General features: G+C 53.4%; 24 protein-coding genes. 14 read left to right on the top strand and 10 right to left on the bottom strand.

Annotated elements, in window-relative coordinates:
• Positions 1-224 precede the first annotated feature (224 nt).
• The 5 genes from JCM17207_RS01405 to JCM17207_RS01385 form a co-directional block, all read right to left on the bottom strand.
• Positions 225-1847, bottom strand: a complete 1623-nt coding sequence (locus tag JCM17207_RS01405) for an FAD-dependent oxidoreductase (protein ID WP_238315698.1) — start codon at positions 1845-1847, stop codon at positions 225-227.
• A 3-nt stretch (positions 1848-1850) separates the two neighbouring features.
• Positions 1851-2414 (bottom strand): alkyl hydroperoxide reductase subunit C, encoded by a 564-nt coding sequence (gene ahpC / locus JCM17207_RS01400; RefSeq protein WP_087385835.1) that lies wholly within the window; start codon positions 2412-2414, stop codon positions 1851-1853.
• Positions 2415-2543: 129 nt separating this feature from the next.
• The gene (locus JCM17207_RS01395; RefSeq protein ID WP_238315688.1) at positions 2544-3350 is read right to left on the bottom strand and encodes a class I SAM-dependent methyltransferase; all 807 of its coding nucleotides are present in this window, start codon (positions 3348-3350) and stop codon (positions 2544-2546) included.
• A 111-nt stretch (positions 3351-3461) separates the two neighbouring features.
• Positions 3462-4328 carry an alpha/beta fold hydrolase gene (locus tag JCM17207_RS01390; RefSeq protein WP_238315686.1) on the bottom strand — a complete coding sequence of 289 codons (867 nt, stop codon included), beginning with the start codon at positions 4326-4328 and terminating at the stop codon, positions 3462-3464.
• A 502-nt stretch (positions 4329-4830) separates the two neighbouring features.
• Complete coding sequence (locus JCM17207_RS01385; protein ID WP_238315684.1) at positions 4831-5688, bottom strand: class I SAM-dependent methyltransferase; 858 nt, start codon at positions 5686-5688, stop codon at positions 4831-4833.
• Between the two features lie 389 nt (positions 5689-6077).
• Between JCM17207_RS01385 and JCM17207_RS01380 the strand changes: the two genes are divergently transcribed.
• The 5 genes from JCM17207_RS01380 (at position 6078) to JCM17207_RS01365 (ending at position 10225) form a co-directional block, all read left to right on the top strand.
• Complete coding sequence (locus JCM17207_RS01380) at positions 6078-6500, top strand: flavodoxin (RefSeq protein WP_238315736.1); 423 nt, start codon at positions 6078-6080, stop codon at positions 6498-6500.
• Between the two features lie 183 nt (positions 6501-6683).
• Complete coding sequence (locus JCM17207_RS01375; protein ID WP_238315683.1) at positions 6684-7601, top strand: helix-turn-helix domain-containing protein; 918 nt, start codon at positions 6684-6686, stop codon at positions 7599-7601.
• Positions 7602-7658: 57 nt separating this feature from the next.
• Positions 7659-7754, top strand: coding sequence for a DUF6219 family protein (locus JCM17207_RS13930; protein ID WP_507762592.1), 96 nt, complete (start codon positions 7659-7661; stop codon positions 7752-7754).
• Positions 7755-7772: 18 nt separating this feature from the next.
• A complete protein-coding gene (locus tag JCM17207_RS01370; protein ID WP_087248792.1) occupies positions 7773-8045 on the top strand; it encodes a DUF6110 family protein in 273 nt (90 codons plus the stop codon).
• A gap of 56 nt (positions 8046-8101) precedes the next feature.
• A complete protein-coding gene (locus JCM17207_RS01365) occupies positions 8102-10225 on the top strand; it encodes a heavy metal translocating P-type ATPase (protein ID WP_238315681.1) in 2124 nt (707 codons plus the stop codon).
• A gap of 965 nt (positions 10226-11190) precedes the next feature.
• Here the strand turns inward: JCM17207_RS01365 and JCM17207_RS01360 are convergent.
• Positions 11191-11706: a hypothetical protein gene (locus JCM17207_RS01360; protein WP_238315679.1), complete on the bottom strand. Its 516-nt coding sequence runs from the start codon at positions 11704-11706 to the stop codon at positions 11191-11193.
• A gap of 277 nt (positions 11707-11983) precedes the next feature.
• Positions 11984-12415 (bottom strand): DUF3847 domain-containing protein, encoded by a 432-nt coding sequence (locus JCM17207_RS13915; RefSeq protein ID WP_444979630.1) that lies wholly within the window; start codon positions 12413-12415, stop codon positions 11984-11986.
• 312 nt (positions 12416-12727) lie between these two features.
• Between JCM17207_RS13915 and JCM17207_RS01350 the strand changes: the two genes are divergently transcribed.
• The 9 genes from JCM17207_RS01350 (at position 12728) to JCM17207_RS01310 (ending at position 20406) form a co-directional block, all read left to right on the top strand.
• A complete protein-coding gene (locus JCM17207_RS01350; protein ID WP_238315678.1) occupies positions 12728-13792 on the top strand; it encodes a LacI family DNA-binding transcriptional regulator in 1065 nt (354 codons plus the stop codon).
• A gap of 323 nt (positions 13793-14115) precedes the next feature.
• A complete protein-coding gene (locus JCM17207_RS01345; protein WP_238315676.1) occupies positions 14116-14421 on the top strand; it encodes a hypothetical protein in 306 nt (101 codons plus the stop codon).
• Positions 14387-14797, top strand: a complete 411-nt coding sequence (locus tag JCM17207_RS01340) for an ABC transporter permease subunit (protein WP_238315674.1) — start codon at positions 14387-14389, stop codon at positions 14795-14797. Before JCM17207_RS01345 ends, JCM17207_RS01340 begins: the two co-directional genes overlap by 35 nt.
• Positions 14798-14881: 84 nt before the next feature.
• On the top strand, positions 14882-16840 hold the full coding sequence (locus tag JCM17207_RS01335) for a glycoside hydrolase family 31 protein (RefSeq protein ID WP_238315672.1): 1959 nt from the start codon (positions 14882-14884) through the stop codon (positions 16838-16840).
• 12 nt (positions 16841-16852) lie between these two features.
• Complete coding sequence (locus JCM17207_RS01330) at positions 16853-18511, top strand: glycoside hydrolase family 13 protein (protein ID WP_238315670.1); 1659 nt, start codon at positions 16853-16855, stop codon at positions 18509-18511.
• 15 nt (positions 18512-18526) lie between these two features.
• Positions 18527-19186: a DUF624 domain-containing protein gene (locus JCM17207_RS01325; RefSeq protein WP_191426612.1), complete on the top strand. Its 660-nt coding sequence runs from the start codon at positions 18527-18529 to the stop codon at positions 19184-19186.
• Between the two features lie 185 nt (positions 19187-19371).
• Positions 19372-19662, top strand: coding sequence for a hypothetical protein (locus tag JCM17207_RS01320; RefSeq protein WP_238315668.1), 291 nt, complete (start codon positions 19372-19374; stop codon positions 19660-19662).
• 15 nt (positions 19663-19677) lie between these two features.
• Complete coding sequence (locus JCM17207_RS01315) at positions 19678-20049, top strand: hypothetical protein (protein ID WP_238315666.1); 372 nt, start codon at positions 19678-19680, stop codon at positions 20047-20049.
• Between the two features lie 57 nt (positions 20050-20106).
• Positions 20107-20406, top strand: coding sequence for a hypothetical protein (locus JCM17207_RS01310; protein WP_238315664.1), 300 nt, complete (start codon positions 20107-20109; stop codon positions 20404-20406).
• Positions 20407-20504: 98 nt separating this feature from the next.
• On the opposite strand, the gene JCM17207_RS01305 is transcribed toward JCM17207_RS01310, so the two are convergent.
• The 3 genes from JCM17207_RS01305 to JCM17207_RS01295 all read right to left on the bottom strand — a co-directional run bounded on the left by JCM17207_RS01305 (position 20505) and on the right by JCM17207_RS01295 (position 24144).
• Positions 20505-21416, bottom strand: coding sequence for a magnesium transporter CorA family protein (locus tag JCM17207_RS01305; RefSeq protein WP_238315662.1), 912 nt, complete (start codon positions 21414-21416; stop codon positions 20505-20507).
• A gap of 160 nt (positions 21417-21576) precedes the next feature.
• The gene (locus tag JCM17207_RS01300) at positions 21577-22191 is read right to left on the bottom strand and encodes a DUF1349 domain-containing protein (RefSeq protein ID WP_238315660.1); all 615 of its coding nucleotides are present in this window, start codon (positions 22189-22191) and stop codon (positions 21577-21579) included.
• 180 nt (positions 22192-22371) lie between these two features.
• The gene (locus tag JCM17207_RS01295; RefSeq protein ID WP_238315657.1) at positions 22372-24144 is read right to left on the bottom strand and encodes an ABC transporter ATP-binding protein; all 1773 of its coding nucleotides are present in this window, start codon (positions 24142-24144) and stop codon (positions 22372-22374) included.
• Positions 24145-24154: the final 10 nt, after the last annotated feature.

Here is a 24154-nt window from a genome sequence, read left to right as displayed (position 1 = left end):
TTGGTCTGAGGCAAAGGTTTTTTGCACAACTTCAAGTCAGATGCCTGGGCGAATTACCGAATACTATTCAAAATACTTTTTGCTTTTTGGACGGCATCCGATTGTTCAGGGCGGTCTCGTTCTTGTAAAAATTTGCTTTAATTCTGAATACTACTAAATCATTTTTCTAATTTCTAAATCGATTGCAAAAACGCGCCGCACAAATCGTGCGACGCGTTTTGTGCCTATGGCATCAGCAGCTCCAGCAGCTGCCGGATATTCTTCTTTCCGAAGGAGATCTTTTCCCCACTGTTAACCACCAGGCAGGGCACGCTCATCACTTGATATCGCTCCCTCAAATCGGGAAAGTGGTTCAAATCATATACTTGAGCGGAAATATCAGGATGAGCCGCAGCCAAACGCTGCGCCGCCGTCACCAGCTCCGGGCACATGGTACAGGAGAGGGACACCAGCACCTGAAGTTCCACCGGTTTCCGGATGGCCCGGATGGCCGCCTCAGTCTCCTCATCCAGAGCCTGGCCCGGTCCGGCCGCATTGTAGAGCCCCAGGACAAAGGAGGTAAACTCATGGCCTCCGGGCACGCCGTGAAAGGCCAGGCCTGTCCAGCTGCCGTCGGAGCGACAGATCAGGACACAGGGAAGATGCTCGACCTTGGACGGATCGCCCTGCTCCACCGACAGCTTGTCGCTCTGGGCAGCCAGCTCCTGCATATAGTGCTCCAGCTCGGCGGAGACAGGTGTTTCGTCCAAGCAGAGCCGCAGAATCAGGGAGGAAACCATCCGATCGAATACCGTGTGGAGCTGGGAGAGCATCTCCCCAGTAAACAGACCGTCTTTCGTCTGTGCCTGGGCCTCCGGTTCCGGTGTCCGGCTCTTGGGAGCCTGGGGCCGCAAACCGGTTTTCTGCTGCATGGCAGCGCACAGCCGCTCCAACTCGGTGGCAGCCAGAGCGCCGTCGCCCACAGCAGTAACCACCTGGCGCAGAGGCTTGACACACACATCACCAGCGGCATACAGACCATCCAATGTGGTCTTCTGGCTGCGGTCGGTAAGGATATATCCCTGTCCGTCCAGTTCAGCCAGACCACGGACCAGTTCGGTGGCCGGCTCATACCCAGCAAACACGAACACACCGAAGGTTTCCCCGTCCGCCGCCTGATGCTCCGTCTCCTGCCCGGTCTTGGTGTTGCGCATCCGGATGCTGCGCAGCGCAGTATCTCCGGAAACTTCCTCCACCACCGTATTGGTGAGAATGGTGATCTTCTCATGGTTCCGGGCAGCGTCCGCCGTGGCCTGGGCGCAGCTGAAGTCATCTCCCCGGATGAGGATGGTCACATGCCGGGCGTACTTGGTGAGAAACACGCTCTCCTCCGCTGCGGCAAAGCCGCCGCCCACCACAAAGACATCCTTTCCAGTGAAAAACTCTCCGTCGCAGGTGGCGCAGTAGGCCACGCCCCGGCCCCGGAACTGCTCCTCACCCCGGAATCCCACCATGCGGGGATGGGCGCCGGTGGCCAGCAACACGCCGAAGCAGCTCAGCGCCCCACGGCTGGTGCGGACGGTTTTCACATCGCCCTCCAGTTCCAGGCCGGTGACCTCTGCCAGCAGGAATTCCGCGCCGAAGCCTTCCGCCTGTCTGCGCATGGTCTCGGTCAGTTCAGCACCGCTGGTGCGCTCCACGCCGGGGTAGTTGACCACCTCCGAGGTAATGGTGATCTGTCCGCCGAAGCGTTCCTGTTCCACCACCACCACACGATAACGGGCACGGGCCAGGTAGAGGGCGGCAGTCAGTCCCGCCGGGCCTCCGCCGATGACCACCACATCATAGAGATGTTCCATCTGTTCCATAGCTTACAGCTGCCCCACCAGATCCAGGCTGGGCTTCAGGGTCTCGGCGCCGGGCTGCCACTTGGCGGGGCAAACCTCGTCCCCATGCTCCGCCACAAACTGGCAGGCCTGAACCTTCCGCAGCAGCTCGTCGGCATTACGGCCCACGTTGCCGGCGTTGACCTCGTAGGCCACAATCTTCCCCTCCGGGTTCACGATAAAGCTGCCACGCTCCGCCAAACCATCGGCTTCGATGTAGACCTCAAAATCCTTGGATAGGCAATGGGTAGGATCAGCCAGCATGGGATACCGGATCTTCTGAATACGCTCAGAGGCGTCATGCCAAGCTTTGTGGACAAAGTGGGTGTCGCAAGAGACTGCATAAATCTCGCAGCCCACCGCCTGGAATTTCTCGTAGAGGTTGGCCAGATCCTCCAGCTCTGTGGGGCAGACAAAGGTAAAGTCGGCAGGGTAGAAGAAAAATACGCCCCACTTGCCCAGAACATCCGATTTGCTAACGGCACGGAAGGTGTTGTTCTGATAGCACTGAACGGTAAAATCAGCAATTTCTTTCTGAATCAGGGACATAAGGCTTGCCTCCATTTATTATTTTGTTCGTTAGTTATAACTAACCTTGTGATGATTATACAGGACTCACAACCTGTCGTCAAGAGAAATTTTTGTAGTTGCCTATGGATCCCCCTGCCCTTTTTATTCTTACAACTTCAGATGGATCATTTTTACCATCCGCAAACGGTCTGAAAACAACATACTGATCCTTGTGGAAAATTGTAGGCCGTTTCTGGGGGTATGGCGATAGTAGGCTTCCTCAGCAAGAACCTCGACCCCGCCGCCGATTTTTTCGGCCAGCTCCACCGCTGAATTCACATAGAAGAACATCTCAGCATCCGCATGCCCCATCTGCTTCATATACTTCTTCCTCATCATGGTCATGCCGCTTTTGCTCACCGTGTCAAAAACAATCTCTATATCTCCAAACTGGCAGAGCATTCGGAACATTCCCAGGACTTTAGTATCTTGGAAATAGTGAAATAGACCGCCCGCAATGATCAAGAGGGGGGCATCTGGCACATCGGCTCGGACTCTCCTGATCCAATTCTCAGCAAAGGCATCACCAACAAGATAGACTTCTCTTTCTGCCTTTGGCAGCAGTTTTCGACGATATTCCATCACTTGTGGCAGATCCACAGCATACCAGAGTGTTCGTCCATTATCGCAACGATTATAGGTTGTTTCCAAACCGCATCCAATTTGGACAATCACACCATTTGGTTTGCGCGCCAGAAACGCCTGGATGAACCGATCCATATTGGCAGATCGAACAGCGGAGGCGATCAAGGTATACTGGCTCTGACTCTCCTGTTGCAGCACATTGGACGGCAGCTTTTCCTTCAGCTCAAGAGCCTTTTTATCATATAAGATTTGCGGGCAATGCTCACTGGCGTAGAGCCTGCCCAACATGGGGATAAATAGCGTATCTTCCACAACACCTAATTTGGGCATAGCGACTCCTCCTTCTTTTTAGGGATTCTTCCTGACAGCATATATAATGCAGCACAAGAAAATTCCATGGACAGAATTAAAAACTTCCTGTTTGAATCTTTCGTTGGGGTGTTAATCAGAGCGAGTTTTGATAAATTCGGTCACCAAGTCTATATAGTCCTCCAACCGCACCATCAGAGCCAAATGTCCACCGGTCAGCCTTTCAACTACTGTGGGGTTGGGCATCAGGTTAATTAGGTCATACTTACAGGCAGGGGTGAATGTTGTATCGTCTCTTGACAGAATCAACAGCACCCTACCTTCCCATGTAGCGAAATCATCCCGGGTCAAATCAAGGTAGTGCTTCGCGTCTATCAGAAAGTCGATCATATGCGCCTCATAAGGTTTAGTGAGCAGCTCCAGCATGGAATCGCACATTTCCTTTATTCCTGCCTTTTCCTCTGGCGTAAAGTCTTCCGTTGTGTTTTTCAGCACCATCCACTTCATAATCTGTTTAATGACGGAAAAAGGCAGGATAGACAGCCACTTTCTGAACTTCTGTTGGCCCTCAAGTATTCTCATCAGGTCCCGATACCCGGCCTCGCTCATGCTGCCGGATAGTGAACAGGTATTCGAGAGAACCAAACCCTCTACTACATCCGGGTGACGCTGAGCAATAATTTGAGCTACAACGCCGCCCAAGGACTGTCCCACCAACCAAACTTTTTCCCTCAGACTGTGTAGCAGTTCCACTACAGCATCAGCAAACTCGCCATTGTCCGCAAAGGGAATTTGATAATCAAAGGTCAAAACCGAAAAGTCTCTGGAAAATCGGTCAAAGTGCCGGTAAAACAGATCCGATAAGCCAATACCGCCAGTAAGCAGCACCAGAGTTGCTCTGGCTTCAGGATTTTTATAGTAACGATAGAGAAATGTTTTTCCACTACTGACTATAAAAGCATCCTCAGGATAAACCTGGCGAAATTCTGCAAGTGTCATAAAAATACTCCTTTCAGATCCGGACGAACAGAGATCCGAAATAGTTTGATTTCATTTAGAATCGTAAAAACGTTTGCTTACCCCCTATCTGTGGCAAGTATTTTAAATCCATTTTCTCCCCCTTTGCCGATGTTCATTTAAGCTCCCAGCGCCACAGTTGGTGTTAATTTCCCAGACAGCTTTTGATTTTCTCAACCACTAAGCCTCCGCGATGCAGATGCGGTATTAACCGTTCTAACCCCAGCAGGAATACCATGCCGAGCCAGAACTCAACAACTGCAGGTACAAAAGACCATCTTTCCATGTCAGATGTTTGTTCCATTGCAGGCAGCAGACTCCAGATGGAAGCCTCTGCTATCACCTCGCAAAGCCGATAAGTACACGCTATACCAGCCCACTTTAAATTATCTTTTATAAAAAAGCGCAGAACGCACCCAATGTCGTCCCCGCAAAAGGAATCAGCAGTCCTTGCCATAGTTCAATCAGCATAACCTACTCCAATCTAATCGTAAATGTATTCTGCAAAGTCTATCCGGACGATCTGTAGGTGCATGAGTTCATCGGCCATCTTTGCCAGCAGTCGGTGGATAGGCCGAACCGCTGGAGCATGAAGCGATTGATAGCCCAGCATATAGCCCCGACTGGAAACCAAAAAAAGCTGCGACCAAGGTTCCAACTCCTGTTTGGCGTTCTTTACGGAAAAATAGGCGCCCACATCTCGAATACCCGCCTGCTTCACCCAAGTTTTCAGCATCAGTCGAACTGCTGCTTGTCCGGCTGCATCAAAAACAAGTCGCCCTCCAGGGAATCGTTTTGCGATATCTATGGTCAAAGATTTAACTGCTTCTGTTGTAAAATAGTAAAAAACTCCGGAGGCAAATAGTACTGCCCCCTCCGCAGGGTCGGTGCAGACGGCTTCCATCCAGCTCGGATTTTTCAAATCAAAGGCCAGGTTTTTTTCTCTTTCTCCGGCAGGAAGCAGGCGATCCCGAATCTCAATGACTTCCGGCAGATCGATGTTCCAGATGCTGCAATGGCCATTGTCACAGATTCGCCCGGTATTGTCCAAACCGCATCCCAGATTGATGACTGCAGCTTTGGGATGGACTTTAAGATAGTTTCGCACCTCCCAGGCGAGGTCATTCTGGCGCATAGCAACCTCCAGAGCACCGAAGGTATGCATCAGGCTGTTTGAGTGCCGTTCCAACCGTGAAAAGTCACACTCTACTTCCTCTATCAGCATTGCCGCCGTTGTATCCTGATAAAGTTCGGGAAATCGTTGCGAGCAGAGCCGTCGGCCATACAGCGGGATAATGAGCGTTTCCTGAACAGAATTCTTCTCAATTTTGTATTTTTCCATACTCCCTCCTTAAAAATCGTGGTACTCTATATACGATTATAGTTAGTACTAGTTAACCGGTCAAGTCTTTTTCAATTCATTTTCACCCTGAATAACAGCCCTCCAAGACAACATAGTAAACATCCATAGCTCTCCATCTCTCCTGCTGTGTTAGAGATGCCTTAAAGAAACAAACTCTTCAGATGTTTTCCTCTTGACAATTTCTAATTCCAACTATATAATAATCGCATCGGTTAGTTATGCATAACTAACCGATGCGATTAGACAGCAATCGGCAGATGCTTTTCTGCGCTGTGATTAGCCGTAGTAGCGAGGGAAAACCGTCGAGGATTCATCACAGCTTGATGGTTCAAACTCTAAAAACAAAAAAAGAAAGGTTGTTATGTTCTATGCGTAAAGTTGCAGTTGTTTACTGGAGCAGCACTGGCAATACCGAAGCTATGGCTTCGGCCGTTGCTGAGGGTGCCAAAGAGAAGGGTGCAGAAGTATCCCTAGTTACGGCCGCCGCATTTTCTCCAGAACAGGTAAACGAATATGATGCTATCGCATTTGGCTGCCCCGCTATGGGAGCAGAGCAGCTGGAAGAGTGCGAGTTCGAGCCCATGTTCAGTGCCTGCGAAGGAAGGCTGAGCGGAAAGAACATCGCCTTGTTCGGCTCTTACGGTTGGGGCGATGGTGAATGGATGCGCAGCTGGGAGAGCCGCTGTCAGGATGACGGAGCCAATCTTATTTGCGATAGCGTAATTTGCAACGAATCTCCGGATGACGATATCCTGTCGGCCTGCCGCGCATTGGGCGCATCTCTGACATAAACATCCCAAATACACTGGTAAGAGTGTTTTCCTCCCCTATTTCAAGCACTCTTCAAAAAAGCGAACCGGTTGAATTCCTCCCATTTTCCGCCGGTTCGCTTTATGTTGTATTGATTCTCGTTAGAACAGTTTTTAAAACACATCTTGTTTGTTCTGTCCTATTTATCCTATGGGAGAGCAGATATGTTGTACGAGTACTTATCCAATCAAAAACATATTTCATGGAATTCCAGTCTGCCCGGCGTAAAAATTTGCCAGATTCATCTACAAGGTTGTTCCCAAGACAAGCGCTTGAAGCTCTCGGTTTTATCCAACACACATCATTTTGAAGCGTTCTTTTGCTCAGGCGGGCAACTGATTGTCGAATCCACAAGCACCTGTCCCATTATACTTCAAGCACAGGGAATATTCCTTCTTTCTGATGAATCCAAACTGTGCTCTATTCAGATTAGTCAGGATCTGCAAGGCGTTCTAATAGCCGTGAACCCCAGTGCTGCTCAATCCAGTCTGTCCTCCATCTGCCAGATCTTGGGGCTGAAACTGGACATCCATGCGATACGCAAAAAAATAACAAATCAAAATGGTTATGCCATTCTCACAGATATTCCCTGGGCTAAAGCGTTATTTGAGGATCTGAGACGTTTGCCACCGGATCATCGTGAGGGATACTGTGTGTTTAAAACGGTAGAGTTACTGTATTTATTTTGTGCGAACACTTCCACTGCCGGAGTTCTTTCTGAAACATCATCCAACGCCTATCCATCCCTCTCAATTTCTCAAGTAAGAGCTTATCTGGAAAGCCATTTGGAAGAAAAACATACTATTCCTTCTCTATGTCACCGTTTCTCCCTCTCCCCCACTTCTTTGAAAACTGGATTTCGCCGTATGTATGGGCAGCCTCTCCACCGCTGGCTGACACAGCAGCGGATTCATCGTGCGTGCGAACTTTTGCGTCAGTCAAATTTGCCCATCCTTACAGTCGCGCAAGCTGTAGGATACGACAGCGCCAGTCAGTTCAGCGTTGTATTCAAAAGATACTGCGGTATGACACCGGGCCAGTTCAAAAAAATGTCCGATTCCGGCGATCCGAGTCTTTTTTAATAAAGACAATTGCAACATCTGTCTGTATAATGATTAAAATACAGCCTGAAACTTGAGATGGGAGGCATTGCAGTGAAACAGCATCGATTTTGGGCTTGGGGTGCGCTCCTCTGTATGATCATGGTTATGATTACAGGTTACAAACGCAAATAAAGGAGGACATATATTGCAATGAACATTTACACAAAGTTGGCTTGTTTTGTAGGCGGGGCCCTTTTCGGATCTTTTGGCGTGAAGCTGTTGTCCAGCAAGGACGCCAAAAAGGCGTATGTACATGTGACAGCTGCCGGGCTCCGAATGAAGGATTCCGTGATGGAAACCGTTACTACCGTTCAGGAAAATGCCGCAGATATTCTGGCCTCGGCCAAAGATATGAACGAGGCCAGAGCAGCCTTGGAAGCAGAAGAGACTACTGCCGCCAGCCTTGAAAGCGACGAAACCTGATATATCCTGAGAGGGAGCTGCATGGGCGGCTCCCCTTTTTTGTAAAGGAGAACCGAATGAACGCAACCATATTGCATGAAAGCCGTGGCCGTATCCGGCTAAAACTGAGGCAAAAACGGATGACCCTCGCACAGGCGGATCTTCTGGAGGCCTGGCTTCAGGCAAAGCCATGGACTCGGCAAGTCTCTGTCCATGAACGTACCTGCTGTGTAATTCTTTATTACAGTGGCTCCCGGCAAACCGTCCTGGACGAACTCCGCCGTTTTTCCTGGTCGGACGCCAAGTTGTCACCCACACTTTCTGCACACAGTACCCGGGCATTAAATCGGGAGTTTGAAGAAAAGCTGGTGAGCAAAGTCTTGTGCAAAGCCGCATCCGCCTTGTTTCTCCCGCCGCCTGTACGAATTGTCCGGGTCTTGTGGCATATGATCCCTTTTGTAAAGCGCGGACTACTCTGCATCCTCCATCGAACAATAAAGGTCGATCTTCTGGATGCTTTTTCCATCTCCATTTCCGTGTGCCGCAGGGACTTCGGGACAGCAGGAATGGTCATGTTTCTTCTGGAAATAGGCGAGCTGCTGGAGGAGTGGACCCGAAAAAAATCGGTGGAAGACCTTGCACGGTGTATGTCTCTGAATGTTGATCGAGTGTGGGTACGAACTCCACAGGGTGAAATTCTGGTTCCGATCTCTCAAGTTCAGCCGGGAGATGCTGTGATTGTTCGTGCAGGGGGAATCATTCCAGCAGATGGATCGATACTGGAAGGTGAATGCACGGTCAACCAGTCCTCCCTCACCGGCGAATCAATCCCTGTACCAAAACATCCTGGAAGCATGGTCTATGCAGGAACTGTACTGGAAGAAGGCGAGTGCGTTCTGGAAGTAAAACAATCCTCCGGACAAAGCCGTTACGACCAGATCGTCCACATGATTGAACAGTCGGAGCAACTAAAATCCTCTGTTGAAAGCAAAGCAGCCAACCTTGCCGACAAACTCGTTCCCTATACATTTGCCGGCAGTATTCTTAATTTTATTCTCAGTCGGAATATTACTCGGGCTCTATCCGTGCTGATGGTGGATTTTTCCTGTGCTTTAAAATTAGCCATGCCGCTGGCGGTAATTTCCGCCATGCGCGAAGCTGGAAAATCCCATATCACCATAAAAGGCGGGAAATTTCTGGAAGCAGTGGCTGCTGCGGACACAATCGTTTTTGATAAGACGGGCACCTTGACCCACGCATGTCCAAAAGTCGTTCAGGTGATACCCTTTGGCGGGAAAACAGAGACCGAGATGCTGCGCCTGGCCGCTTGTCTGGAGGAGCATTTTCCCCATTCTATGGCCAATGCCGTTGTGGAAGAGGCAAAGATCCGCGGCTTGATTCATGAAGAATATCATTCCAAGGTGGAGTATCTAGTAGCACATGGGATTGCCAGTACTGTAAATGGTGAACGTGTCCTCATCGGTAGTGCCCATTTTATATTTGAAGATGAACATTGTGTGATTCCAGCTGGAGAGGCCGAACGTTTTGAAAATCTTCCTCCGGAGTATTCCCATCTATACCTGTCGATCGGCGGGCAGTTAGCTGCAGTAATCTGTATTTCTGATCCCTTGCGGGAAGAAGCCAAAAGCGTTCTTGCTGCGCTCCGCACACTGGGCATTACTAATCTTATCATGCTTACAGGAGACAGCCATCGCGCGGCTTCTACGATTGCTGCTCAGGTTGGAGTGGATGAATTCCGCTCCGAGGTGCTCCCTGCTGACAAAGCCGATTTTATCGCACATCTCCGGAAATCTGGCCATACGGTATTGATGGTTGGAGACGGTATCAACGATTCCCCTGCTCTATCGGAAGCAGATGCCGGCATCGCTATTAGCGATGGTGCAGCCATAGCCCGGGAAATCGCGGATATTACCATCGCCGCCGACAGTCTCTGGGAATTGGTGGAGTTGCGTCGAATTTCCTTGGAACTCATGACACGCATTCACTCCAACTACCGTTTTGTTATTGGTTTTAATGGCACCCTGATCGCTTTGGGTATGGCCGGCATAATCTCCCCCGCCACATCCGCGATGCTTCATAATCTTTCCACTTTGGCTGTCAGTCTGCGGAGTATGAGTTCATTGCCGAAAAATAAAAAACCAGTTCTTTTAATTCCTGGTAATATTAGCAAAAGTCTCTAATCCAGCCGTTTTCTTCTTAGATAATTCAACTTAAAAACTGCGCATTTCTACTCAGCCCTGGAGTTCTAAAACATTTCGGCATTCTGTTAGTTGTTGAGGTTCAGCTTACATATGGCGGGCTTCCGGATGAAAAATAGTTTCGGGGCCAGGGCGTGGTCTACTGTGCCAACTGTAACGGAAAACTTTTCACCAGGAAGGATGTCTTTGCAGTCTCCCGCCCCATATCATGACGAGTGTTCCTACAGCATTTGAAAAGCTGTAAGAACACTCGTTTTTATTATTTTTATCCAGCGATTTCAGCCGGGATGCAGCTAATGAACACTCTCTTCTGGGTATTGACGGTCACATCAGGAATTGGCAGGGGTAATATTTTAGAAAGCGTGCTTTCTCCCACATGGTTATAGTGGATGCGAAGCCTCTACTCCCACATACCGTTCATTTCTCTGCATTGTAAACCTCTACTTTCTCAACCAATCCGTTTAACATCCAGAGCGTAAGCTTGTATACTCAGGTATACTTTCACACCAAAGAGATGGATAAGTTCCTGTCTGCCATTTGCCAGAACAGAAACCAAATCGCCAAGCGGGTCAATGCTCCGCTTATCAGGCCGATATGGAAGAGTTCTGCTGGAAAAGCTGATTCAGATATGGCACTTACAAAGACACATCCTATTAAGTCAACGCTGAAAGAGGCCATTGACAACATCTGCAGTCCTAACAAGACGATCAGGAAACTATTAGTACCCTCATTTGGCTGTGACGCGAGACTTTTAACCTTTAATTTGAATGGACACACCGCCAAGCTATCGACCAAAATATACACCTGACTTAAGACTTTGAGCCTGTCGAGGTATCCGCCGAGGAAGCCGTGAGATCAGAATGCAACTGGCAAAATAAATATGGGCGGCAGGTACGAGTTTGTACTTGCCACCCATATTGATGCAATGTATCTTCTTTTCTTACAGCTCACCAAAACATATCAATAAGTACCCCCAGTCCTGCCTGGGCCGCCGCAAGGATGGGGCACATCAAAAACGTCCACTGGAGCAGGTGCTCCGGCAGAGCGTAACCTTTCATCCAAGCTTTGAACGCATAACTGGGGTGTCCCTCAGTTCCGGGAATGATAAACTGTTTTTTTGCTTTCTTTTGGATCAGCCAAAAATCCAGAAAGAACAGATCACAGAAATTAATCATTATCCATTGGATATACCCGGTCAGAGCCAGATGCCAAAATCCTGTTGTTCCGCCCTCCACAGCGCTGACAGCGCCATAAAGAAGAAGGGGCAGCAACTCCCCAAAACAGATCCAAAGCCAATAAAAACGTTTTTCCGATCTGATGGGCGGCTCTTTCGCCGCCTTGATGATGGCGGATGGATAACAGGGGAACATCAGCCGGGGGCGATATAGTGCCACCAAACCAGCAAACAGGTTAAAGTAAGCTGCCATAGCAAACCCGTCCAGAATGCTGCGCGTCCAGTTCATGGAAATCCTCCTATCTTTATAAGAAACTTCTCTGTTATTTATTGCCCAAACACCCCATATTCTCTCGAATCGCCAGCGCACAAAGACAGCGCTTTTTCGTATTTGAGTCGATGATAACTTTAGGAAAATCAGTTTCAGAGAGAAAAGCTGTCAGCCAGGTTTGATTGGAGCTACACATTCCATCAATTATCCACCTGTCCATCAATCCTTCCGGCTTGCAGCTATTGATGAAAAAACTCTAATATTCCATATCTGCTTTCAGAAGCCGAAATCAAGGTTAGTTAATACTAACTAAAATCATTATACATCCTGGCTCTCGGAAAATCAACATACAAGTTATGCACATTCCCACAGCACCTGCTGGGCTAATCCCCTGCTTATCCAAGCCTAATAACAAAAAAGAAGCGAGAGCGTCACCTTCGGTATTGACCGAAAGTGATATTCCCATATTGTTGGCCAGGGCCAGTACGACCTCCTGCTGACGAAATGAAAGTTTCAGCAGCTCCATCACCTGGTCATTGGTCAGCTCTCCCGGGCAGATCAGAAAACTTTCCAGCATTCCCCCGCGGGTGCAGAGACGATGGGTTCGGGCTTTGCGAGTCAACTCTGGTATCCGGTGCTCCAGCATTTTTTCCTGGTGCTGGTAGTAGCGTAGTTTCTGTTCGGCCTTTTCCTTTTGGTCTTTCATGCGGTCCAGCTTTTCGCTCATAAATCTCCATCTCCTTTATAAATGATGAAATTGGCAGAATGTTCCACACAATTTTCTATCAAAACGATTTTCATTATGCTGCATTCATTCTGCCGGGCTTATGAAAAGGCAGGCATTTTTCTTGCTTTCATCATCCTGCAAACAGATGATTAAGCACTACTGGGTATTAATATCAAAAAAGTCTTTATTTGAGTCCAGAATTCATTGAAGATCAAAGGATCATTCGGATTGCAATTACTGTATGAATATGCTATGATTACGTTGAAAACCATTTGCGTTTCAACTGATCAAACAGGGAGTGTGTGAACAGCTATGAAGCGTTTGCAGGATATTGCAGATCAAGTCGGTGTAAGCCGGACAACAGTGTCCAATGTGCTGCACGGCAACACCAAAAAAGTTTCCAAGGAGATGATCCGGAAAATTTCGGAAATTCTGAACCAGGAGGGCTATGTCCCGGATACATCTTCCCGTGGCCTAACCCGCAAAGGATCCTGCATCATTGGACTGGTGCTGGGCTACAGCTGTGTCCACGGAATTCCTGCTCTGCGCGATACATTTGTGGCAGAACTTCTGTCTGGTGTAGAAGAGACAGCCCATCGAAACGGATATTACGTCATGCTGATCGATGGCCAGGACAAAAATACGGACCAGGTGGCAGAGATTGCCTCCCGATGGAATGTGGATGGTCTTGTCGTCCTGGGACTTGACGAAAAGAAATACAAGGAGCTGCGCAGGCAGCTCAACAAATATATGGTCTTGATTGACACCTATCCCGAGGCAGAGTATCACTACGTCAACGTGGGGATCGATGATTTCGGCGGCGGTGCCATGATTGCAAAGTATCTGCTGGACAACGGGTACACCCAGGCCATCTTTGCCGCCGAGTGTGATGTCGGCGGAGACCATTACCGCTGGAAAGGATTTCAGCATCAGATGCGCTCTGCCGGGATTGACTGCGGAGAAGAGCGCCATATTCTTCTCCCCGAGGATATTTCTCTGCGCCGTGTCATGTACGGCCACTATTTGGATCGCTTTGTCCAGGCCGGGGCTGTGGCCCTGGCCTCTGACTATGATGCGGCGGAAGTGATGAATTATCTGCAGGACCACGGCATACAGGTGCCGGAGCAGGTATCCGTCACCGGGTTTGACGACTGCATCTATGCAGAGCTCCTGCGTCCCCCTCTGACGACGGTGCGTCAGAATGTCCCGGCCAAAGCGGAGGCAGCTGTGGAACTGCTGGTGCGTCTGATCCGGCAGGAGCCGGTTGCGTGTAAAAACTACGTTCAGCCGGTCGCGCTGATCCGCCGCGACTCGGTGCGCGAATCAACCCCCAGCGCCGCGCCCCAGTCAAAAGATCTGCACAAAACCCACAAATAATTCTTGTGGTATTTATCAGTTTCGTAGGAAACGTCGCGCAAAACCCTTTTCAAATCCTCTTCGGTTTCGTATAATGAGCTCGTCAAAAAGACACGCTGCGCAGCCTGTCAGAACGAGACATATACAAACTGGAAGGGGATTTGTTTTTTGGGTCCCGGATGGGGCAGACAAAAAACAAATTCCTGAAAATCTGGCTGAACATCGTGGAGGGTTTTATCATGAGAAAGATTTCGCGCAGATCGTTTTTGTAGGCTGCCACCGCTGCCTGCGCACTCACCGCACTGACCGCCTGCGGAGGCGGCAATGAATCCGCCGCTGTTTCTGTGGCCAAGGACGAAAACGGAGCCTATGTGGACACCCTGACCATCACCCTGGGCCGTTTTGCAGAACCTTCCGCCGCTGCCCTGTTCCCTGAAGGGCAGACTTTTGAAGACAACGCCTACACCCGTTACATTGAATCCAAGCTCAACGTGGATCTGGTGGACAGCTTTGAAGCATCCGGCGACGCTTACACCAACCAGCTGGCCACCTGCATCGCCTCGGGCGAACTGCCCGACATCCTGACCGTCAACAGCTATGACACCTTTGTCCAGGATGAACTTCTTTGCTGCCGTTCCCAAAGAGCTTGAGGAAGCCGCCTTCATTGACGGCGCCAACCCGCTCCAGGTTCTAACCAAGATCTTCATCCCCATTTCCAAGCCGGTTCTGGCCACCGTATCCCTGTTCAGCATTGTGGGCAGCTGGAACGACTTCTACAGCGGCCTGATCTACATGTCCAAAGCCACCTATTACCCCCTGATGACCTATATCCAGAGCCTGCAGATCAACGTGGAAGATCTGATCAAGCAGGGCAATCTGTCTGCCGTGGTGGATTCCGCCGCCCTGGGAAACACCAACCTCAATGCAGCCAAGATCGTTGTTGCAGTTATCCCGCTGCTGCTGATCTATCCCCTGCTGCAGCGGTACTTCGTTTCCGGCATTGTGGTGGGCTCGGTCAAGGGCTAATTTATATTCTTTCAGAGCGCTCTGGAGACGGGGCGCTCTGTCTGACAAAACAACCACTCAGTCACTTTTATTTGGGAGAACGGTATGATTCAAAAGTATCTCTATGGTATCCCCTTTGACACCGAATCGGTGGTCGCACCAATCCCTGCAAGCCAGGGCGAACCCCCTGTGGGAACGGTCAAAACCAGCGAGACCGGCTTCTGCTTTGCCTGCCCCCTGGCGGAGTGCGACCGGGTCTACGGCCTGGGCGAAGCCAACCGCGGCATCAATAAGCGGAGCTTTGTCTACGTCAGCGACAATGTGGACGACGGCCTCCACACCGAAAGCAAACAGCGGATGTACGCCGCCCACAACTTCATCGTGATCTCGGGCCGGCAGAATCTGGGTCTGTTCTTCGACTACCCCGCCCGGATCCGGTTTGACATCGGCTTCACCCGCAGGGATTGGCTGGAAGTCACCTGTGACCTGGCCGACCTGGCCCTTTACGTCATCACCGGTGACAGCGCCTATGATGTGGTCAAGCAGTTCCGGGCCGTCATCGGCCGCAGCTACATCCCGCCCAAGTTTGCCTTCGGCTTTGGCCAGAGCCGCTACGGCTACAAGACCCGGGCCGACTTTGAAGAGGTGGTGGCCAAACACCGCCAGGCCCGCATCCCCCTGGACATGGTGTACATGGACATCGACTACATGGACCACTACAAGGACTTCACCGTCAACCCCGAGGAGTTCCCCGATTTCCCCGGCTTTGTATCCAAGATGAAAGAGCAGGGCGTCCGGCTGGTGCCCATCATCGACGCCGGCGTCAAGGAGGAAGCAGGCTATTCGGTCTGCGACGAGGGCAAGGAAAAGGGCTACTTCTGCAAGCGGGCCGACGGAACCGATTTTGAGGGAACCGTCTGGCCGGGGTGGAGCCACTTCCCCGACGTGCTCAACCCCGAGGCCCGGGCCTGGTTCGGCAGCCAGTACAAGGCCCTGACCGACTGCGGCATCGAGGGCTTCTGGAACGACATGAACGAGCCCGCCATCTTCTACTCCCGGGAGGGGTTGGCCGAGCGGCTGGATCATCCGCCGGTTCCCCATGAAGACGGCACCATCGATCAGTTTGGCCAGGCCATCGGCTGGCTCAATCTGTCCAATGCGCCGGAAGACTACGCCCACTTTTATCACAAGGTGGACGGCAAAATGGTCCGCCACGACCAGGTCCACAACCTCTACGGCTACAACATGACCCGGGCCGCCTCGGAGGGGCTGGCCCGCATTGCCCCGGGCAAGCGGTTCCTGCTGTTCTCCCGGTCCTCCTGCATCGGGATGCACCGGTACGGCGGCGTCTGGACCGGCGACAACCACTCCTGGTGGAGCCACCTGCTGCTGAACCTCAAGATGCTGCCCTCCCTCAATATGTGCGGTTTCCTGTATGTGGGGGCCGACCTGGGCGGCTTCAACGCCGACACCAGCCGGGATCTGCTGCTGCGGTGGCTGGCCCTGGGGGTGTTTACCCCGCTGATGCGGAACCACTCGGGCAGCGACACCCGCCGGCAGGAGTTCTACCAGTTTGAAGGCCCCGAGGATTTCCGCAGCGTCATCGAGACCCGCTACCGGCTGATCCCCTACCTATACAGCGAATACATGAAGGCGGCCCTGAACGGCGATATGATGTTCAGGCCCCTGGCCTTTGTCTACCCCGAGGACGAAATCGCCGCCCAGACCGAGGACCAGCTGATGCTGGGCGACCAGGTGATGATCGCCCCGGTTTACACCCAGAACGCCATCGGACGGATGGTCTACCTGCCCGAGGAGATGCTGTTTGTCAAGTTCGGCCCCGAGGGCCGCATCACACAGGAAGTGCTGCCCGCCGGCACCCACTTTGTGAAGGTGGCCCTGAATGAGGTGCCCCTCTTCATCCGCAAGGGCGCCTGCATCCCGGTGGCGGACGCCGCCCAGACGGTGGCCGAAATCGACCCCGCCACCATCCGGATGATCGGCTGGCCCGGGGCCAGCTATGACCGCTACGATGACGACGGGGTCACCATCCCCGCAGAATAAGGAGGCTTTGCCATGGACCGCAAATGGTGGAAAGAAAGCATCGTATACCAAATCTACCCCAGCAGCTTCCAGGACTCGGACGGGGACGGCATCGGGGACCTGAACGGCATCCGTTCCCGGCTGGATTACCTGAAGGATCTGGGGGTCAATGTGCTGTGGCTGTGCCCCATCATGGATTCCCCCATGGATGACAACGGCTACGACATCTCCAACTACCGGGCCATCAACCCCCGGTTTGGCACCATGGAGGACTTCGACGCCCTGCTGGCCGAGGCCCATCAGCGGGGCATCCGGATTGTGATGGATTTGGTGGTGAACCACACCTCGGACGAGCACCCCTGGTTCATCGAGAGCCGCAAGTCGGTGGATAACCCCTACCGAGACTACTATATCTGGAAGCCGGGCAAAGACGGCCACGAGCCCAACAACTGGGGCGCTTGCTTCGGCGGCTCGGCCTGGAAATACGACCCCCAGACCGATATGTATTACCTGCACCTGTTCTCCCCCAAGCAGCCCGACCTGAACTGGGAGAACCCCAAAGTCCGGGACGAAGTGTTCAACATGATGACCTGGTGGTTTGACAAGGGGATCGACGGGTTCCGGATGGACGTCATCAGTCAGATTTCCAAGGACCAGCGCTTTCCGGATGGCGAGAAACACGGACTGTATGGCAATGGCGGTCCCTACTATGTCAATGGGCCCCGCATCCATGAATTTTTGCAGGAGATGAACCGGCGGGTTCTCTCGAAATACGACATCATGACGGTGGGCGAGACCCCCGGCGCCACGGTGGAAAACGCCCCCCAGTATGCGGGGCTGGACGGCAAGGAGCTGAACATGGTCTTCCAGTTTGAGCACGTCGGCATTGGGGACGGGCCCCTGGGCAAGTGGACCACCAAGCGCTACGACTTTATGCAGCTCAAGAAAATTCTCAGTCACTGGCAGACTGGCCTGGACGGCAAAGCCTGGAACAGCCTGTTCTGGGGCAATCACGATCAGCCCCGGGCTGCATCCCGCTGGGGCGATGACTCGCCCCTCTCCGCCAAGATGCTGGCCACCTGCCTGCTGAGCCTGCAGGGTACTCCCTACATCTATGAGGGCGATGAACTGGGGATGACCAACGCCTATTTCAAAGATCTCAGCCAGTACCGGGATATCGAAAGTCTCAACGCCTTCAAGGAGCTGACCGGCGCAGGCTTGATTTCTGCAGACGAAATGATGGCGTGCCTGGCCCTGCGCAGCCGGGACAACGCCCGCACCCCGGTGCAGTGGGACGACTCTCCCAACGCCGGCTTCACCGCCGGTACCCCCTGGATCCAGGTGAACCCCAACTACACCGCCATCAACGCCGCCGCCGAGGAAAAAGACCCGGACTCGGTGCTCAACTACTACAAGAAGATGATCGCCCTGCGCAAAGCCCATCTGGGGCTGGTGTACGGCTCCTTCCAGCTGCTAGCGGAGGAGGATCCCCAGATTTTCGCCTACCGGCGCACCCTGGCCGAGACCGGCGAGGACTACCTGATTGCCTGCAATTTCTCGGATCAGGAAGCGGCCTTTGCCATTCCCGCCGACTTTGCCGGGGCCCGGTGCCTGATCGACAATTACCCCGGCAGCGCCCCCGACGGCGCCGTGACCATGCGCCCCTTCGAGGCCTTTGTGCTCCAGAAGTAAACCAGGTGATACCCTATGAATGACTTTTTCGACCTGGATGCCCCTCTGTTCCGTTTCTTAACCCGGGTTGCGGATATGGTGATTCTCAGCCTGCTGTGGCTAATAGGAAGCCTGCCGCTGTTTACCTTGGGCATTTCCAGCACAGCCCTCTATTATGCAGTGAACAAGTCCCTAATTGAGGACCGGGGAACGGTCAGCGAGGAATTTTTCCGGGCCTACCGCCGGAGCTTCCGACAGGCAACTTTGAGCTTTCTTGCTCTGGCAGTGCCGGAGAGCATCCTGCTGGCTGACTGCTTTATGACCCATTACCTCAAGGGGCAACAGGCAGCGACGGGTAATCTCTGGATCATTTTTACGGTGCTGAGTACCTGTGGGCTGGCCTGGATGATCTACAACGCAGCCTATGTGGCAAGATTCGACGACCCGGTCAAAAAGACGGTGTTGCAGTCCGGTGCCATGGCATTGCTCCATTTTGACAAAAGTCTGCTGCTTTTGGTGGTGCTGGCTGCGTTCGGCCTACTGACAGCATTCTGCCCGCCGCTGATCCTTCTGGCACCTGCCGGATATGCGCTGTTTGCCCGGTGGGTCCTTGAGAAAAAGGTGTTCTATCAATATCTTCCCGATATAGACGATGGCATAGACAAGGAGAACAAAGACTGTTCCCATCAGGATTGACCTTTCCTCCAATTTGACTATTCTTTTCTACCAAAGGCAGGGGGCCTGACAGATGATCTGTCAGGCCCCCTGCCAATTATTGATGGGGCCAAAAGTTGTATACCGGGCAGCTCACCCTGTGGTGCCCATTTTCTTCATCCCTCTTGCAAGCACAGAAACCGCGATGCAAAGGAGGCCAAAACATCATGGCGGAATATCGTTTAAAACCGGGCAGGCTAGGCCGGAAAGTCCTGGACACCTACCAAAAAACCGAGCAGGCGTTTGCCGAGAAATTTTTGCAAGAGGACCCGGACAGCCCCTCGGGCTACCGTTTAAAGACGGGGAAAACCGGAGAGCAGGCTGTCCGCGCCTACGCCAAAATCCAGCAGGGGGCTGTGGGCGCCTACAAAAAGGTGGAGAACGCCTTTGTAGACCGCTTCCTCGAAAAAACCGAAGAAGCCCACCCGGAAGATCCAACCCACATCCAAGAGAACTGACCGGAGGAAAATGAGATGAAAAAGAGTAATTTTGCGGCTATGATTTTAGGGACCATCGGCATCGTGTTCTTTGCCCTGGGGATGTGCATGGCGCTGATCGAAGACTGGGGGCTGTTCCGCCAGGGCATCGTCTGCGGCGTGGTTGGCCTGGCGGTTTTGCTGGCCGCCCTGCTCATCTGGCGCCGGATGGAGGGCAAGCCGCCCATCCATCTGAGCGTTAAAACCGTGGAAACGATCCTGGTCGCCGTGATCGGCGCGCTTTTTCTGGGGATCGGAATGTGCATGACCATGGTGTTTGGCCAGATGGTCTCGGGCATTGTAATCGGTCTGGTGGGCATTGCAGGCCTGCTGATGCTGATTCCTCTGACCAAAGGGTTTAAGGACTAATCCGTTTCCTCGGCGATACATCGTATTTCAATCGGAACGAAAAAGGAGAAAGAAACCATGAACGCAAAACAGACCATCCATTTCCCCGCAGATTACGCTCTCATGACGAAGGAGGAGCTGGCCGGCACCACCGGCGGCACCGCTGCCGAGACAGCCGTCAAGGCCGTTGTGGCTGTAGGCGGCGCCGCCATCCTTCTGGTGGCAGGCAGCCTTGCAGCCCGCGGGATCCTGAGCATCTTCGGGGGCAAAGGGGGCCTGGCCTCGGTCATTGAGGCCTCGGTCCGCGCCGGCCAGGAGTTCATTGAAGGGGCTCTGAGCTCCGGCCAGGACATTTTAAACGCCCTGATGGGCCGGTGATTCCTCCGGGCCAAGCCGCCCTATATTCAATTTACCCATAAAAAAGGCAGTGCTCCCCCCACCGGGGAGGCACTGCTTTTTTGGTCCTGGGAACCCTTTTACCAGAATTTCTTCTTTTTCATGAGATAAAGAGACAACAGCATAATCAAGGCGCTGATGCAGATCATCGCCGGGTAGCCATATTTCCAGGTCAGCTCCGGCATGCCGGAGAAGTTCATCCCATACCACCCTGCCAGGAGGGAAAGGGGGAGGAAAATCGTCGTGACAATGGTCAGGATCTTCATGATCTGATTCTGCTGGAGGTCCATTTCGGCCTGGAACATCTCCCGCAGCTGCAAACCATATTCCCGGAGCGCCTTGGCCTCCCCCAGCAGGCGGCTGATCCGCTTTTCCACCCGATGGAACAGCTGGGTCTCCTGATCGGAAAACACCCCGCTCTCCTCCAGTTCGCAGACCAGCTCTTCCATCTGGGTATAGTACTTGATCCAGCGGGAAATCTCTTTCCGCAGGCCCATCATCTTTGCATTAAAGCTGTCCAGCTGGCCCGCCGAAACCTGCTCCTCGATTTGAGAGAGCCGGTCTTCCAGGCTTTCCAGATGGCGCAGGTCCTTTTCCACCAGCAGTTCCAACAGCGCATAGAAAAAGCTGCCGGCGCTGTAATCTCTCTGGGGGTTTTCTTTCCGCAGGTGCTGCACCATGGAGTGCACCGTCCCGGTATCATCGCACAGAACCACCAGCTCCCGGGCCAGCAGGTACCCAAACGCGATGGTCTCCCCGTTTTTGGCCTTTCGGGGGGTTACGATGGTCCCGTTGAGAAATTCCCTTCTCGCCTCCGCCTTGCAGACCCGGGCGTCCCGGGCCAGGGGGGTATGGCAGATCCGTTCCTCCCGGTTGGCCTGGGCGGCCTTGTGGGAAAGTTCCTCCGAGGTAAAAAGAAGCAGTGCGCCGGGGGCTTCCCCTGCCGGCGCCTCCCCCGGGGCCAGTGCCGCGTGCAGATCCCATTGAACCATTTTGGATTTCCTCCATTTTTCCCGCCAGGCCCCTTGCTCTGCGCCCTTCATCCGCCCCTGTTCCGGGAGGCGGCGAACACCGCAGAGCCGAAGGGCCAAAAGGTGTTTTATTTTATCATGCAGCAAACCCGGGGAAATGTCAAATCAAACGCTCCCCCGCTCAAAGGTCGGCGTCCGGGGCCTGGCCGTCGTGGGCCAGCCACCGGCACCCGGTCATTTCCATCCGGGTAAACCGGGCCGTAAAAGAGGAATCCTCCGGGCTGCAGGCGTAGATCCCGAAGGCGATCTCCCCCTGCCCCTCCCAGAGGTGGCAGATCCGGATCTGCCGGTAGGTGACCCCGTCTTCCGAGCACTCGATCCGGAAATCGTCTTCCCTCCGGCTCAGGCGATACCACATGGTTTTAATGCCCGCGTCAATCTCGGTGGTGGCCCAGTCCGAATAGCCGTGGTTGGTCACCACGCTGCCCAGGTGCTGGAACTGGTCGTTTTCGTACTCCACCGAACCCTTGATCCAGTTTTCGCTGTCCAGGTAAACCACAACGCCGCACTGGTCGAACCGGTGATGGCTGCCGCCAAACTCGGTCTTGACCACAAACGAAAAGAACGGCTCGCTGGTTTTCATCTGGAGCACCGGCGCGTTGTCGTTGCGGAAATGATAATAGGTGCGCTGCCACAAATCCGTGTGGGGTTTTGTGGTGATCTCGATCTCCTCCGGGGTGATCCGGCAGTGTTCCGGCTCTCTGGTCCATTGCAGTTTTGAAATATCCCATTTCATGGCGTTTGTTCCTCCCAGGGTAAAGCTATCCTGCCCCTATTTTACCGCTTTGTGCCCCAAATGTACACAGGTCCGCCCCTGGACCGAGTGCCTCATAACGTAGAAAGCCCCGGGCCCCGGCAGAAATGCCGCAGGCCCGGAGCTTTTTTTGTTTGGGTGAAATAGAATTCTGCCCGGGTTTTATTCAAACTGGGAGGCGTAGAGTTTATAATAGACGCCCTTTTGGGCCATCAACTGGGCGTGGGTCCCCTGCTCCATCACGTCCCCGTGTTCCATCACCAGAATCTTGTCGGCGTTCTGGATGGTGGAAAGCCGGTGGGCGATGACAAAGGAGGTTTTGCCCCGCATCAATTCCTGCATGGCTTTTTGGACCTTCTGCTCGGTGTTGGTGTCCACGTTGCTGGTGGCCTCGTCCAGGATCAGCATCTGGGTGTCGTAGAGCATGGCCCGGGCGATGGTCAAAAGCTGTTTCTGGCCTTTGCTGATGTTGCCGCCGTCCTCGCTGATGATGGTGTCGTAGCCGTCGGGCAGCTGCATGATATAGTCGTGGATCCGGGCGGCCTTGGCGGCGGCGATGACTTCCTCCCGGGTGGCCCCCTCCTTGCCGTAGGCGATGTTCTCGAAGATGGTCCCCCGGAAGACCCAGGTATCCTGCAAGACCATGGCGTAGGCCCGGCGGAGGGAGCTGCGGGTCAGCTGGTGGAGCTCCTTGCCGTCCACCCGGATCTCGCCGGAATCCACGTCATAGAACCGCATCAGCAGGTTGATGATGGTGGTTTTGCCCGCGCCGGTGTGGCCCACAATGGCGATGGTCTGGCCGGGCTCGGCTTTCAGGCTCAGGTCGTGGAGCACCGTCCGCCCCGGCAGATACCCAAAGCTCACGTGCCGGGCCTCCACCTCCCCTTTCACATCGGTGAGGGCCTGGGCGCCGGGCAGGTCGGCGGTCTCCTCGGGCTGGTCCAGCAGGGCGAAGATCCGCTCCGCCGCCGCCAGGGCCGAATAGATCTCGTTGATGATGTTGGCGATCTCGTTGATGGGGCCGCTGAACTTGCGGGAGTAGAGAACGAAGGCCGAGATCTGTTCCATCCCCGCCAGGCCGAACATATAGAGGATGGCCCCCAGCAGGCCGATGAGGGAAAGCCCCAGGTTGTTGATCATGTTGACGGTGGGGCCGGTGGTCATGCCCAGGGTGTCGGCGGCGCAGTAGGCGTCGGCGGCCTCGTGATTGATGCCGCTGAACTCGGCGCAGACGTCGTTCTCATAGGCATAGGCCAGGATGGTTTTCTGGCCCGAGAACATCTCCTCCACATAGCCGTTCATCTTGCCGTAGGCCGCGCTCCGCTGGGAATAAAGGGGCCTCGTCCGCTTGCCCATGTACCGGGTGAACCCCACCGCCAGGGGCACCGTGACAAAGAGGCAGAGGGTCATGGGGGGCGAGATGATGCACATCATCAAAAGGGAGCCCACCACCGTTACAACGCTGGTCATAATCTGGACCAGGTCGGAGGAAAGGCTGGTGGTTACCACGTCGATGTCGTAGGAGACCCTGCTGATGATGTCGCCCGCCTGGTTGCGGTCGAAGTAGCTCACCGGCAGCACCATCAGCTTGTGGAACACGTCCCGGCGCATCCGGTTGGCCACCCGGCGGCCCATGAGCATCATCCCCTGGTTGACCAGGAAGGACATGATGTTGCTGAACAGATAGGCGGCCAGCATCCATTTGGCGTAGTGGGCCACGGTGGCAAAATCCACCTGGCCCTGCCCCACCGCTGCGCCGATGGCTTTGCCCGCAAAGGAGGGGCCCAGCAGGTTGCCGACGTTGCTGGCAAAGGTGCAGACCAGCAGCACCAGCACCAGATACCGATAATCCACCATATAGCGCAGGGTGCGGGTCAGGGTGCCCCGGGCGTCCCGGGGTTTTTCTGCTTTTACGCGGGGTCCTCTCGGCGGCATTCCAATCTCC

Source organism: Faecalibacterium gallinarum (genome assembly GCF_022180365.1).
Classification (GTDB): domain Bacteria; phylum Bacillota; class Clostridia; order Oscillospirales; family Ruminococcaceae; genus Faecalibacterium; species Faecalibacterium gallinarum.
This window is presented reverse-complemented; position numbering and strand designations above follow the sequence as displayed.